15 protein-coding genes are annotated in these 14,283 nt (G+C 56.2%); 13 read left to right on the plus strand and 2 right to left on the minus strand.

Translation table 11 applies throughout. The annotated features are described in order from the left end of the window. On the minus strand, positions 1-830 hold an 830-nt coding region (locus tag M0974_RS26625; RefSeq protein ID WP_297844178.1), incomplete at its 3' end, for an AraC family transcriptional regulator ligand-binding domain-containing protein. 520 nt (positions 831-1,350) lie between these two features. Here M0974_RS26625 and M0974_RS26630 point away from each other — a divergent pair. The 6 genes from M0974_RS26630 (at position 1,351) to M0974_RS26655 (ending at position 8,442) form a co-directional block, all read left to right on the plus strand. Further along, complete coding sequence (locus tag M0974_RS26630) at positions 1,351-2,847, plus strand: APC family permease (RefSeq protein ID WP_297844180.1); 1,497 nt, start codon at positions 1,351-1,353, stop codon at positions 2,845-2,847. 187 nt (positions 2,848-3,034) lie between these two features. Continuing rightward, positions 3,035-3,676 carry a TetR/AcrR family transcriptional regulator gene (locus M0974_RS26635; protein ID WP_297844182.1) on the plus strand — a complete coding sequence of 214 codons (642 nt, stop codon included), beginning with the start codon at positions 3,035-3,037 and terminating at the stop codon, positions 3,674-3,676. Positions 3,677-3,786: 110 nt separating this feature from the next. Continuing rightward, the gene (locus tag M0974_RS26640) at positions 3,787-4,815 is read left to right on the plus strand and encodes an AraC family transcriptional regulator (RefSeq protein WP_297844184.1); all 1,029 of its coding nucleotides are present in this window, start codon (positions 3,787-3,789) and stop codon (positions 4,813-4,815) included. A 159-nt stretch (positions 4,816-4,974) separates the two neighbouring features. After that, positions 4,975-6,279: an alginate export family protein gene (locus M0974_RS26645; protein ID WP_297844186.1), complete on the plus strand. Its 1,305-nt coding sequence runs from the start codon at positions 4,975-4,977 to the stop codon at positions 6,277-6,279. Positions 6,280-6,446: 167 nt separating this feature from the next. After that, a complete protein-coding gene (locus M0974_RS26650) occupies positions 6,447-7,346 on the plus strand; it encodes a phytanoyl-CoA dioxygenase family protein (protein ID WP_297844188.1) in 900 nt (299 codons plus the stop codon). A 79-nt stretch (positions 7,347-7,425) separates the two neighbouring features. Then, positions 7,426-8,442, plus strand: a complete 1,017-nt coding sequence (locus tag M0974_RS26655; protein WP_297844190.1) for an alpha/beta hydrolase — start codon at positions 7,426-7,428, stop codon at positions 8,440-8,442. 51 nt (positions 8,443-8,493) lie between these two features. On the opposite strand, the gene M0974_RS26660 is transcribed toward M0974_RS26655, so the two are convergent. Next, a complete protein-coding gene (locus tag M0974_RS26660; protein WP_297844192.1) occupies positions 8,494-9,330 on the minus strand; it encodes an ABC transporter substrate-binding protein in 837 nt (278 codons plus the stop codon). A 434-nt stretch (positions 9,331-9,764) separates the two neighbouring features. On the opposite strand from M0974_RS26660, the gene M0974_RS26665 reads away from it, so the two are divergent. The 7 genes from M0974_RS26665 to M0974_RS26695 form a co-directional block, all read left to right on the plus strand. After that, on the plus strand, positions 9,765-10,424 hold the full coding sequence (locus M0974_RS26665; RefSeq protein WP_297844194.1) for a TIGR02466 family protein: 660 nt from the start codon (positions 9,765-9,767) through the stop codon (positions 10,422-10,424). Positions 10,425-10,602: 178 nt separating this feature from the next. Beyond that, on the plus strand, positions 10,603-11,223 hold the full coding sequence (locus M0974_RS26670; RefSeq protein ID WP_297844197.1) for a YjfI family protein: 621 nt from the start codon (positions 10,603-10,605) through the stop codon (positions 11,221-11,223). Between the two features lie 15 nt (positions 11,224-11,238). Further along, on the plus strand, positions 11,239-11,946 hold the full coding sequence (locus tag M0974_RS26675; RefSeq protein WP_297844201.1) for a PspA/IM30 family protein: 708 nt from the start codon (positions 11,239-11,241) through the stop codon (positions 11,944-11,946). 69 nt (positions 11,947-12,015) lie between these two features. Beyond that, entirely contained in the window at positions 12,016-12,576 is a 561-nt protein-coding gene (locus tag M0974_RS26680; RefSeq protein ID WP_297844203.1) for a rhomboid family intramembrane serine protease, read from the plus strand. A 16-nt stretch (positions 12,577-12,592) separates the two neighbouring features. After that, a complete protein-coding gene (locus M0974_RS26685; RefSeq protein ID WP_297844206.1) occupies positions 12,593-13,261 on the plus strand; it encodes a DUF2491 family protein in 669 nt (222 codons plus the stop codon). Positions 13,262-13,272: 11 nt separating this feature from the next. After that, positions 13,273-13,698 (plus strand): DUF350 domain-containing protein, encoded by a 426-nt coding sequence (locus M0974_RS26690; protein WP_297844208.1) that lies wholly within the window; start codon positions 13,273-13,275, stop codon positions 13,696-13,698. Between the two features lie 25 nt (positions 13,699-13,723). After that, on the plus strand, positions 13,724-14,283 hold a 560-nt coding region (locus tag M0974_RS26695), incomplete at its 3' end, for a DUF1190 domain-containing protein (protein WP_297844211.1).

Here is a 14,283-nt window from a genome sequence, read left to right on the forward strand (position 1 = left end):
AGCGTGCGCGGCGATAAATGCAGGCGTGAGGCAACTTCGGGTAGAGGAGGGATGCGGCTCGGCGATGCCAGCAACATTTTCTGAATCTGATAACACAGGTCGTAGCGCTGGCTGAGTTCCTGCAGTTGCGTGACACACAGTGCCTTGCAGGATTGATGCGTCATGGCATGGGATTGTGGCAGTGGCTGGTCAATGTAGCGGCTGCTGAAGGTGATGCGGTTGTCCGCGCAATTGACCAAGGTGGGCACGCCCAGTGCCTGCGACATCGACAGTGCGTCGGCCTGATCTACGTTGAGGTTGAGCCGCACTTCTTGCGCCTTGAAGCCGTGCCCGAGCATATCGCCCAGCAGCGTCATGATCTTGGCGGTTTCCAGCAGCGTGGAGAAATATTTGTCGGCACCGAGCAAGGCGAAGTTCTCGCGCAAATGAAGATGCGCAACCTCTCCATCCACTTCCAGGTGTAACTGGTGCCTAAGGTTGGCCAGCAGCCCGAAATGGTTGGCAATGTCCAGCGCACCACGCAGTGATGCACTGCTGAGCAGGGTAAAGCCAAGCATGCCATAGGCGGTCAGGTGCATCTGTTGGCCAACGCGCAATGCCAGCAGGGGATCTTGCCGAGCATGGCAGCAGCCAGTCAGCGCGCCAAGCCATTGCGTGAGTGAAAGCCGGGTAAGGGGGTCGTCCACAGCGTCCCGCCGCAGGCCGTTTTGTGCCAATACATCATCCAGCGACGAAACGTCCCCGCCGTGTTTGGCCAGCAGCATTTGCAGCTCGACGGTAGAGAAAACCCGGTCTTCTGGAGTTATGGGTGACGCTTGCACTGACACCATTTTACGGCCCTCATCGGCTAGCCATGTGGTTCCAGGACAGAGAGCGCAAGCTTCTCTGGGCGGGACGTTACGGTTAACTCGGTTATGGCAGGCCGGGGATCGTGACAGCGGAGATGTGTAGCGATCAAAGCAACGCGCTAGGTCTGTTTGTGGTTCTTCGCCTTATCTTATGTCGATAAGGTCATCCGACCTATAAGACATGGTCGATTGACCTAAGTCAAGCTCCTTTCTGCAGTGTTTGGTTGGCATGGCTGCTGCGTGGCCCTGTTCCTATAATTAGCAAATTGATGGAAGTGCAATTGATCCCCCAAAATGACCCCTCTGCACCTGTTTGGGAAAACCGCTGGCGCTTACTTTTATGCCTCGCAAGTTCCCCTTCCCGGGGATCAGTTAGCAGGCGTCCAACGCTGGACTGACGATCCGTTCGTCGATCCGAATCAACCAACACGGTCAATAGAAGGGCTACCCGGTGAGTACTACAAACGACCTCTCGAATCTTCACCCAGACGGTGTGCCCAGGATGGCAACGGAAAATATCAGTCAGGTATTTTCACCCGGGGCCGGTGCGCCGCTTGATGCACACCGAGCCGCCGCGCTTGTCAATCCCGCCGGACTTGAAGGGAATATGGGCCTTTTCAGGCTCATGGGAGCGGTGCTGGCATTTGCCGCCCCGCTGGTCACGGTCGCAGGCTACATTTCCATCATCATCCTGTTTGGCGGGATTGGCGCGCCGGCGATTTATCTGGCAGCGCTGGTGCTGGTCTCGATATTTGCCGCAGGGTTCACTGCCATGAGCCGGTTCCTGCCCAATCCTGGCGCCTATTACTCCTACATCACCGCAGGATTAGGTCGGGTGGTGGGGCTGGGGTCGGCATTCCTCGCCGTGCTGACGTATCTGATGATGTCTGCCTGCACCTATACGTTTTTCGGGATCTCCGCGGCTACCCTGGTTGCCGGAACGCTAGGTGGCCCAGTGATCGAATGGTACTGGTATGCCATCGGTATCTGGATGATTGTGGGTTACTGCGGCTACTTGAAACTGGAGGTATCGTCGCATTTGCTGGTGGTGGCGATGGTTATCGAGCTGTTGGTTATTTCGATCTTCGACCTGGCTGTCCTGTTCAACGGCGGGCCGGAAGGGCGATCCCTTGCTCCGTTCACCTGGAGTGCAATGACCGGGGGCCAGTTCGGCCTGGCGATGCTCTTTGCCGTGCTGTGTTTCAACGGTTTTGAAGCTACAGCGGTCTTTCGTGAAGAAACCAAAGACCCCGAGCGCACCATTCCACGAGCAACGGGACTGGTCGTTGCGTTGATCGGTCTGTTTTTCGCCGCGTCTGCCTGGGTGTTGGTGACTGCTTATGGCATCAGCAACGCTGCTGGCGTGGCGACTGCAAATACCGTGGGCATGTTCCCCGATGCCATGGGCAAGTACGTAGGACAGTTCGGTGTCAGTCTGGCGGCGGTACTGGTGGTCACGTCGATCTTTGCCGGCTTGCTCTGCATGCAGAACATCATGTCGCGCTATCTGTATTCGCTGGGCATGGACGGTGCGCTACCAAAGGTGCTTGCGCGCGTCCATCCGCGCAACAAATCGCCCTATGTAGGTTCACTGGTTGCGACCATTTGCGTTGCCTTGCTGGAAGTCCCCTTTGTGTTCAACGGGGCGGATCCGGCTACCCTCTATGCTCGCCAATCAGGGGTCGGCGCTTACGGTTATCTGGCCTTGATGCTGATCACCAGCGTGGCCATCGCCGTTTATTTCATTCGCCACCCAGCACCCGTAAAAGTGTCGGTCCTGCGTACGTTTGTCGCTCCGGTAGTGGCGGCCCTCGGCCTGGGATACGTGTTCTACCTCGCCATGAGTAACTTCGAAACCCTGGTGGGTGTCACCGGAGAGCCGGCTCAGTTGATGCAGATGGCTGTCTGGGCTGTGCCTATCGCGGGCATGCTGCTAGCGCTTTACCTGCGGGCGAAGAAGCCTGAATCGTACCGGCGTATTGGGCGGCAGGATCTCTAGAGGTCTGTCATTCCATGTCTAGGTCATGCGACTCATAATTAAAGGTCGATTGACCTAGATGTGGGCGATTCAGTACACTTCAGTCCCCCTGGGTGGCGAACCGGCGCTGAATGCACAGCCATAAGGTTGCGTCACCCGCTCTGCGGCAGGCATTCTGTGTCAGGGTTTTCTGCTTTGGAGTATGTGCATGTTAAGTGAAGCTTCACGGGCCGAGTCGCTTTTCGAACGCACCGCCAGCCCTCGTGAAAAAAAACGTGTTCAGCGCATTGAAGACATCATCGATACGGCAGCTATGCTGTTTGTGCGGGATGGTTATGCGCAGTTCTCCGCTCGCCGCGTCGCCAGCGAGATGGGTATCAGTCTAAGCAACCTGCAGCACTACTGTGGCACCACGGAAAACCTGCTGCTCTCGATGATCCGCGCCAAGATCGAGGTTTTCGTCACCCAGTTTGTTGCCATTGCTGATGACACCTCGCGCACGCCTGAACAGCGCCTGCTCGAAGTGATCAAAGAGGATATGGAGGCGGCACGTGACCCCTGGATCGCCTCATTTTCGTTCCAGAGCTGGGCCTTGGCCGAACATGATCTGGCGGTCGGCGAACATCTGAAAATCATCTATGAGACGTTCTGGCGGATGATGGCCAAACTGATCCAGGAAGTGAACCCGCAACTGACGGTGGCGCGTTCGGAAATTTTTGCGGTGTTGATTGCCTCACAAATAGAGGGGCTGCTGTTTTACAACAAACACACCGCTACCCTGGAGCAGCATTGGCAAGAAACCCTCGATACCACCATGACCATGTGGCTAATGATGATCCGCGCCGGCTGATCAGGTTCTTGGCGGCCACCACTGTCCGCTTTTAGGTCATTGCTCACCTGTTGGAGATGGCGACCAGGGATTTATGCTCTGCGTTGAATCAGTTTTCCTCGGTGAGCATCATGGCTACGTCTCGTCAATACATCGACCGCCTGGCAACATTGCATTTTATTGCGTTGATCAATGCATTTGTCGGCGAGTCGGGTCACTCGACTGACAGCCTGTTGAACGGCACTCAATTGGTTTCCGACGACTTGCGGGCTGGCGATAAGCTGATTTCGGTGCAGCAGGAGTGCATGATCCTGCGCAATGCCCTGCGTCTCACCGGAGCCGGCCATCTAGGCCTCGAACTTGGCCATCGCTGCCGGCTGGCGGCTTATGGGATATTCGGGTTCACCTTGTTATCGAGCCGCGATCTGCGTTCAGCGCTTGAGTTGTTTTTCGAGTATCCGCTGCCGCTCGGCACCGGGTTCGACTTGACGCTGGTGGAGCAGCAGGGCATCGCATCGTTGCATGTCAGTGCTGCCTTCGACATTGAAGATGAACTCCGTTGGCTCGCTATAGAGTTTTGCCTGACCGCTTTGCAGAGCGTCATGGTTGATCTGCTTTATCAGCCGTTGCCGTTGTCGGGGATCAATATCGGGTTTGCAATAGAGTCACCGGCGGCCCCTTACCAAGGGTATTTCAACTGCCCGGTAACGTTCGATGCTTCACGGCCAAACAGTTTGTCGTTTGATGCTGCTTGGCTGAACCAGCCCTTGCCTTGCGCCAACCCAACTGCGCATAGCGAAATGAGGGCACATTGCTCGGTATTGAAATCCCACCTGGAAAGCCCACGAGACTTTCTTGCTAGCGTCAAATCGGCCATTTGCGCTGGCTTCGATACATCTCCTTCGTTAAGCAAGGTCGCATTGTCCATGGCTTGCTCAAGCAAAACGTTGCAACGCCACCTTCGCGCCGCAGGCACCAGCTTCAACGAGCAGTTATGTGAAACCCGTTACCAGCGCGCTCAAGAGCTGCTCTTGCGGCAAATGCCGGTGGCGCGCATCGCAGAGAACCTGGGGTTCAGTGAGGCTGCTGCCTTCCGCAGGGCATTTCAGCGATGGAGTGGATGTACGCCGTCGCAGTATCGCTCGCAGATCAAGCACTGAACGTATTAGCGCTTTTTGCGCCAGATCGACGTGTCGCCTACGATCCCCTTTTTTGACCTGTTTGCGCCTTCAGCCTTGTGAACTGAACCCCGACAATCCAACCCAAGCGGCCAGCATTGGCCTCAGGCTTTGATCATTGGCAAACGGGGGAAGACAGTTATGAAAGTGTCGGTTCGTTTTATGGCAGCAGGTGTCGGGGCGTTGTATGCGGGTTCTAGTTTCGCCCTCGACAGTTTTCAAATCGGAGATGTGCTCGTTGAGCCCACCGTGACCGTGGGGGCTGCCTATCTCTACGACAAGAACCAGGCATTTGGCGGTCGCACCAGCAGCGTCGGGCTGGAGGTCGATCGAACCTCCAGCCGTTTTGAAGGGTTTATCCTGCCGGGGGTAAAAATCACCGGGCCGCAAACGGCTTTAGGTACCTTTTTCGGTGGCGTATCGGCGGTCGGGGCGATGACCCGCGGCGGCAGTGATGCAGGCGGTTTCACCCATGACGATCCAGAGTCTGTCAGCCTGGAAACCGCCTACCTTGGCTGGAAAAGTGCTGATCTATTTCCCTCTCTAGGCAAAGACGCCATCACGCTTAGCGGCGGCCGCCAGACCTTCATGGTCGACAACGGCTTCCTGATCGGTGACGGCCATGCTGACCAAGGCCGAGATGCTGCCGCCTGGATCGGGCCGCGCACCGCCTTCACCAATACCCTGATAGCCCAACTGAACACAGGCAAGGTGCATGCCGACCTGTTCGATCTGACCGCCAACGCCGACCTTGATTACGCTGATTATCGGGATCGCCTGCGCCTGCGTGGTGGCAACTTGGAGTGGCGCGATACCCTTGGCACCCTTGGCGCCACCTATTTCCACACGACGGACGCCGACAGTGCCGCACGTGATGGCGTAGATGTGTACGACCTGCGCGCCAAGGGCACGCCGTTCACCGCACTGCCACAAGTCAGCCTGGCGGGCGAATACGTGTGGGAAAAAGGCGGCGACACCGACAAGTCGGCGCATGGCTGGTATGCCCAGGCCAGCTATGCCTTTAGCGACCTGTCCTGGAAGCCGACACTGACCTATCGCCGCACGCAATACTCCGATGACTACGACCCGATGACCTACGGTTACGGCGGCGAGTACGGTACTTGGTATCAAGGCGAAATCGTCGGCGAGTACATGCTGTTCAACAGCAACGTGGACATTGATTTACTCAAACTGGCTGTTCAGCCGCGCCAGGACCTTGCGGTGGGCTTGATGGGTTATCGCTTTCAGCTTGAGAAGAAACCTGACGGTGTGACTAGCCGCGACTTCGCTAAAGAAGTCGATTTATATGTTAACTGGACCGTCACACCTACTGTCGCGTTGAGCGCCGTCTACGGCATGGCGCTGCCAGGCGATGCGGCCAAACAAATGTATGGCGACAACAAGCGCTCCAACCTTTTCGAAACCCTCGTGACCTGGAGTTTCTGACCGGGTAGCCACACGGCCACTGCCAGCGCAGTGGCCGCTATTCACCTATTAATGTCTGGCGGCAACCTGTGAGCCAGTCACCCGCCGCTCTATATTCCCTCCACGAACCAAATTTGGCGTGCGCTGTCACGCGTCGATTCCGTTAACCGATCCGCAAGGAACCCATCATGTCCAAGGCCTCTCTTGTAACTCTGCCGTGCACTGCGTCCGTCGAACAGGTGGTTGAAATCATCGAGCGCGATGGCGGCGTCATCATTGCCGACTTCCTGACCGGCGACGCGTTGCAGGAGCTAAAGCAGCAGATCGACGCCGCCCTGGATACTTCAAGCTTTGGCCATGAAGACTTTTTCGTTGGTACTTCAACCCGTCGCGCAAGCCGTCTGTTTGCGCGCTGCAGGCGTATGGTCGATGTGGTCATGCATCCTCTTTACCTGGGCGCTGCGCGTAAAATCTTGCAAAAGCCGGTGTCAGTCTGGTTTGGTCAGGAGCGCACAACGGTGACCCCACAAATTCAGATTGGCATGACCCAGGCCATCCAGATTCACCCGGGGCAGGGCAAGCAGCCTTTGCACCGCGACGACACCAGTTTCCTCTGGCGCCACCCGAACTATGGACGCGAGGCACGGCTGCAGATCATGCTAGCGGTCACTGAGTTCAGCGAAGCCACGGGCGCGACCAAGGTTATCCCTGGCAGCCATCTGTGGGATGACGAGCGCTGCCCTCAACCGGAAGAGACCGTGGATGCTGAAATGGCTATCGGCTCCGCACTATTGTTCATTGGCTCTACCTACCATGGCGGCGGGACCAATTCCAGCAACGAGCCGCGCACCGGTCTCACCATGGGCATCGATCTGGGCTGCGTTCGCCAGGAAGAGAACCAGTACCTTTCAATTCCCTTCGACATCCTCAAAGGCTTGCCTGAAGAAGTACAGCGCTTGCTGGGCTGGGATGCTGGCGAGAACTTCATGGGGTGGGTCGAGCAAGGCGGCAAAATGGTCAGCCCTCATACCCACTTACAATCCGACGATGTGCTGCGCTCCCTTGGCTTGGTGGGGGGCCTGCAATAAGGCGTGATAATCAGTATTGAACGAAGGCACCCATGCAGCAGTGGTAGAGTGCAACCCTTCTGATTTTTGAGGAATGCTCATGCCCCTTATCAAACTCTCGTGTGTGGCGCTTGCTTGCGCATTGCCGTTCATGGCTATGGCAGCAACCGCCGCTGTTGCCCCGAGCTACGGTCAGGAGCTTCAAGGCTTCCGATACCCTTATCCCGTGCAGCTGTTCGAATTCGAGTCCCAAGGACAGTCTTTGAAAATGGGCTATATGGACGTCGCCCCTACGGGCGCCGCCAACGGTCGCACCGCTGTGCTGATGCATGGCAAGAACTTCTGCGGCGCGACGTGGGACGACAGCATCAAGGCCCTTAGCGCTTCCGGATACCGGGTTGTGGTGCCAGACCAGATCGGCTTTTGCACCTCGACCAAGCCCGAACACTATCAATACAGCTTCCAACAATTGTCGGCCAACACCAATGCGCTGTTGATCAGTCTCGGTGTGAACAAAGCCACCGTCATCGGCCACTCCACGGGCGGCATGCTGGGCACTCGGTACGCGTTGTTATATCCAGAACAAACCGAAAAGCTGGTGCTGGTCAACCCGATTGGATTGGAAGACTGGAAAGCCATGGGCGTGCCATGGCGCAGCGTCGATCAATGGTATGAGCGGGAACTCAAGCTGAGTGCCGAAGGCACTCGCAAGTATGAGCAAAGCACCTACTACGCTGGGCACTGGAAGCCCGAATACGACCGTTGGGTGGAGATGTTGGCCGGCCTTAACAGCGGGCCAGGGCACAAGTTAGTGGCCTGGAACTCAGCGTTGATCTACGACATGATTTTCACTCAGCCGGTATTTTACGAATTACCAAATCTTAAGGTGTCAACGCTGTTGATGATTGGTGACGCCGACACCACAGCCATCGGCAGCGACATCGCGTCGGCTGAGGTAAAGGCAAAAATCGGCCATTACGATGTCCTCGGCAAACAGGCCGCCAAGCTGATTCCGGGGGCCAAGCTGATCGAGTTCCCAGGCAAGGGCCATGCGCCGCAGATGGAAGACCCTGCCGGGTTCAACAAAATATTGGTCGATGAGTTGGGTCGAGGCTGAAGAAGCAAGCTTCAGCCCACGCATTAGTGCTGGGCTGAGCGGCCTGAGTATTCAATCGTCGCCTTTGGCAACGCCTGCGCCGCTGATGTGATGGCGTGCCAGCGACGCCGCGACAAATCCCGAGGTTTTCATCTCCTCCACAAAACCCGACAGATAGGCCGCAGCTTCATCGCCTTTGGCCTTAGGGACGCCCATCGCTTGGCGGATGACCATGAAATGCGGCTCCAAAATCTTCAGGCCTCCCACCCGTGCAGCATCTTTTTCAAGTTGCTGCCGAATCCCTGAAGCCACGCTCAAATGCTGATCCAGAAAGCCCTGAACGACCCCTTGAGAGGTCGTCACGCGCACGATCGTTGCCCGCTGCAGCTCGCGTGTCAGGAACAAATCATAAGCGCTGCCTTTGCTCGTCGCCACGGTAACGCCAGGTTGGTCGACCTGTTCCAGGGTCTTGATTGGCGAGTCGGCCCGCACCGCATAAACACCTTCGATCAACACGTAGGGTTTAGTGAACTGGATGGCTTGCCCGCGTTTGGGGTCGATGGCAAAAAAACCGACATCAGCCCTGTCTTGCTCGACGTTCTCGACTGATAGATGAGCAGAAGCAACCGCCACCAGATGCAGGGGAACCCCCAGCCGTTTGGCCAGTTCTGTTGCAAGGTCAACGGAAACGCCCACCGGCTGGCCAGTTTTCGGGTCCTGATTCGCCAAGATCGGGTTGCCCAGGTTGATCGACACGCGCAGCGTTCCGCTGGGGGCGAATATTGATGCAAGCGATGCTGTTGCAGCGGGCGTGAGGTGGGAGGAGGCTGCGTCAGCCTCATGGCCGAAGGTGGTAGCGAGGGTTGCGGTAGTGAGCAGCAAGCGCAGTAGCCGGTTAGTTTTGAGCATGTGATAGGCCTTTGGCTAGGAGGTAACGTGTACCCATGGGATTAGTCGCCAGGGCGTCAGGTTCCCAGTATGTAATAGCACGCGCGTAGGTCTAAGGGCGTGCACGGCATAGCAGCTAGGGGTTGGATGCGGGGTCTCGCGCTCTACCGGGGTAACTAGTGAGCTTTGGCTGTCTAGGCGAATGAACGTGATAACGGCTTTAAGATAACCATCGTATACGCAACTAAACAAACGACTACAAAGCTGATACAAAACAGCCGTTTTGTTGTGTGTATCTATGTAATAATTTGATTCTTATTGGTGTGGTTCGTGAGCAACAGCGCTTTTAGATGAGTGTCAGTATTTTAACTGGCGTGACCATACATCAGTCCGAGTAGGCGTTAGTCTGCTTGAGTGTCAGTTGAAATCAACAGTGTTCTACGTAGGTTTATCTTGTGAGCCACACTAATCCAGTCGACGCAGATACTATTCGTATCACCAAGCTTTTTCCGACGCCTATTGCCTCTGTGAGTGTGCCGGACTACCTGAATTTAAACGCGCAACTGCGAGATGCCATCCTACGGCGTGCCGCTGAAACCACCGGCGTTAGCCATAGCAACGAGGGCGGATGGCAGTCGGCGGAGGATTTTTCGGAGTGGTCAGGCCCTGCAGGGCAGGCATTGATTGCGTTTGGGCAAAGCTTTGTCAATCAGCTGTCCGCCGTCATTTCCCCAGAACACGGATTAATTGAAGCGAATCTGCAATGGACCTTCAGCGCTTGGGCGAATATTAGCACCCAAGGGCATTCAAACTCGCTGCATGGGCATCCTGGCTCGTATTGGTCGGGGGTTTACTGGGTAGACGATGGCCACGAGTTCCCAGCAGCAGAGGTAAGTGGTGAAATAGTCTTCCACGATCCACGCGGGCTAATGCCAACGTTGTTGAGCCCGAGTGTGCGCATGAAGATTGAAGGCTGTTTGTCCGCAGGGCTTTCTCATAAGATTAACCCCACAAGTGGGACATTTCTGATCTTCCCCTCCTGGTTGTTGCACGCTGTTAATCGCTATGACGGCCAAGGGACGCGGATATCGGTAGCGTTTAACTTCGCTGTTTAGAGTCCCCGTCCAAAAGTGCCCACTCCTACAATGGCCGTATCTGCCGCTCGGCCTCTATTCTCCAGCCTTACCGTTTGAAATATCCAGACGCATTTCTATCACATGTGAGCTGTTGCGCCCGCTGATGCTCAAGCGTAGGGTGCTGACTTGTCACATGTGATGCATCGGAGGGCGCTCAATGGCTCGCAAAACTTCAACCGACTACATGCGTGAAATGCGCTCACGGCTGACGGCTGCGGGGTACGTGAAAAGGGAGCTTTACGTGCTTCCGGAAAACGCCGACGCCTTGAGACGCATCGAGAAGTGTTTACGCCAGCCCTACATGGGTAACCGGATCAAACTGGAGGAATTCATGAGCGAAAATACCAACTGGACTATCGATGCGCTGCGCTCAGCGCTGGTCGAACTGGACGTGGTGAAGAGTAATGAAATTGAGTTAACCCTCGTCCAGGGTGCCGAGCCAAGCCTGAGCCTGGTAATGAACAACTTCGGTGGTCTGCCGATCATCATCGCGATTGCCGGCGACCAGGTGCTAGTGGATTCCGTGCTGGTCTACGCCGCTCAGGTGAAGGACATCGCAGCGTTCAACGATACGGTTCTGCGCAGCCGGGACATTTTTCCATTGTCGTCTATCGGTATCGAAACCCTGCCAAATGGCGAAACCGTCTACAACATGTTCGGCGCGCTGAGCGCTGCTTCCTCGCTGACGGTCATCGTCCATGAGGTATTTACCCTGGCAGACAACGTCATCCGTGCCGCTGATGCCTACGAAGATTTTTTAACCGCTGATCCACAGTAATCGGGAGACACATTAATGAGCCTTTGGAAGAAAATGGTGACCGCTTTGCGTGGTGGTGCCTCCGAGGTTGGCGAAGCAATCGTCGACGCTCAAGCATTACGGATCCTGGATCAGGAAATTCGCGACGCCGATGCCTCGATGCTCGCCGCCCGCAACCAACTGATACAGATCAAGGCCAAGCACAAACTGTCGGTGCAGCGCGTCGAAGAGCACGACAAGAACATCACCAACTGGGAACAAAAAGCACTCGCCGCGATGAATAAGGGCGAGGAAAGTTTGGCCCTGGAGTGTGCTGAAAAGGTTTCAGAACTGACCGCGTTACGCGATCAGGAAAAGGCCGCTGCTGACCAGTTCGGCGCTCAGGTTACCAAGCTGATGGGCCAGGTCACCAAGGCCGAAAGCCAGATCAAGGGCCTGCGTCAGCAGGCGGACATGGCCAAAGCCCGCGACAGCGTACAAAGGGCGCAAATCAACGCTGCTGCTGCAACGGGTGGTGCCAATGGTCGTCTGGAAACCGCAGTCGGTTCTTTGGCGCGCATCAAACAGCGTCAGGATGAGCAGGACGCCAAGCTCGAGGCTGCTGAAGAAATTGAAGATGCCGCCAACGGTGGCGATCTCGAACGTCGTCTGCAGGATGCTGGTATTGGTGCGAAAACCGGCGGCGCCGCTGATGTTCTCGCCAGGCTGAAAGCGCAAAGCCAAGCGGGCAATTCAGGTCAGTAAGTTTCACCGGAAAGGGGCATGCGGTTTTTCCTTTTGCCCTTTTCTTTGTCCTGTTTCAATGGTGCAGACATGATTGCCGGAAATGGACTAAGGATAATTCTGGGGCTGGCCGCCGTGATGGTGTTGGTGCAGCTGGTTAACTCGTTGACCGCCAACAGCCTGCTGCACTTCGGGCTGATCCCCAGGACGTTGTATGGGTTGCAAGGCATCGTGTTTGCTCCCTTTCTGCACGGCTCTGTTCGCCATTTGCTGAGCAATCTGTTGCCCTTTATCGTGTTGAGCTGGCTGGTGGCAACCGGAGGCGTTCAGCGCTACGTCCGGGTTGCGATGCTTGTTGCCTTGCTGGGTGGGTTGATGGTCTGGGTCATTGGCAGGCCTGTCATTCATGTGGGGGCGAGCGGCGTGATCTTCGGCCTTTGGGCTTATCTGCTGGCGCGCGCCTGGTATCAACGTAGTCTGGTGAGCTTCGCTGTCGCCTTGATCACGTTGCTTGGCTACAGCGGTTTGATCTTCGGATTCATTCCAGTGCCCGGCGTCTCGATTGAGTCACACCTCAGCGGCGCGCTTGCCGGTATCGTCGTGGCGTGGCTGATGCACTCCAAAGGCTTGGTTCAAAAAAGTTCTGTTTAAACGAAGGAAAAGCACTATGAGTTGGATCAAACGGGCTCTAGGACTGGCGCCGCCCAAGCCATCAGCAGATTCGACAGCGCTCAATAGCGCTGGGTTGCCCGGTCCATTCGGTCTGGCGTCCGGACGCATGCTGGACCTTGATGACTCGCTAAAGCTGCTGCTGGAGGGTCATTCTGAATTGGTCGTTCCCAACGAAGAGGTGGTGTGGTCTGTCGGCCGGGTCGACCTCGGGCAATCCATGCGGCTGGTGCGCTTCTACTTCGAAAACGAAGATTACTGGATGCAAACCATGATGAATGGTCCGGCGGCAGAGGACGTCCAGGACGTCATCCTGTTCGGCTACAGCGCCGTCGTGACCATCAACAGTGAGGCAGAGTTGAAGCGCTTGGTGGGTCCAGACTCTAAAATCGGTTTGCCTGTGTTCGAACACGACGGCTGGGAGTACGAGCGTCAGTGGGGCACCGAAGAGGGCCAGACCGAACTCACACCCATGACCGAACAGGTTTCCAACCCAGACGGTAATTACCGCATTGAGCACCTGAGCATGTTGTATGCGCGCGATACGGGCCTGATTGACCGTCGGGAGTTTCTGCTCTTGTCCGTTGAAGAGGATGAAGAGGGCGTCGTTTCCCTCACCACCTCGCTCGGCGTAACACTGCAATCCACTGACTTCACGGTTATCTAAAAGGAATAAAAATGCTTGAAGCACTGAGCATGTCCCTCAACGGCCAAGCGGTCTTGAGTTTTCTGGTTTATATCGTGGTCGCCGCGATTCTGTTTGGCCTGTTCCAGATGGCCTACACGCGCCTGACCCCGCACAAGGAATTCACCCAGATTCGTGATGGCAATGTCGCCGCAGCCGTCGCTTTGGGCGGTGCGTTGATTGGTTTTGCCCTGCCTGCCAGCAACGTCATCGCTTATAGCGTGAACGTGCTGGATGTCGTGGTCTGGGCGGTGATCGCCGCAGTGGTGCAATTGCTCGCCTTTACCGTGACGAATCTGGTGTTGAAAGACCTGTCAGCGCGGATTAGCCGTGGCGAGCTAGCCGCCGCTATCTACGCCGCCAGCGTCTCAATCAGTGTCGGCTTTCTCAACTCGGCCTGCATGACGCCGTCGACCTGATTGGCTGCTATCGAAGGAGTATTCGATGAGACGTAGTTCCCTGAAACTGGTCCTGGCCAGCACGCTTCCGCTGGCGATCAGCGCGTGCAGCAAAACCGAGGAAGTCACTGCGCGGCAGACTTACCCTACGGTGCAGGCCTGTGTCGATCAAAAAATTCCGGTAGATGTCTGCTCAAGCGCCTACATCGGTGCATTGGCAGATTATCGCAAGACCGCGCCCACCTACGATGACGTCGCCGCTTGCGAAGCGGATTTTGTTCCCGATTACTGCCAACAGAATCCCGATGGCAAGTTCATGCCTAAACTGGGTGGGTTTGAGTTGGAGCTTTCAGGTGAGGTCCCGAAGTCTCAGCTCGACGCTGCCAAGGCACAGGCTAATCAGTCTGGCGGCGAAAGCGCCGGAGGCTTTGGCGGTAGTGGGCTGTTAATGGGTATGTTGATTGGCAATATGATGAGCGGCAACGGTGGTGGCGGTCGTTATTATTCTCAGCCCATCTACCAGACCCGTGATTCCCGTGGTGCTTATCAAACCTCGACGTTGTCGAGGCAAATTGAACAGGGCAAAACCTTCGGTAACTCTACCCA

This window comes from Pseudomonas sp., from assembly GCF_026224925.1.
Lineage (GTDB): Bacteria > Pseudomonadota > Gammaproteobacteria > Pseudomonadales > Pseudomonadaceae > Aquipseudomonas.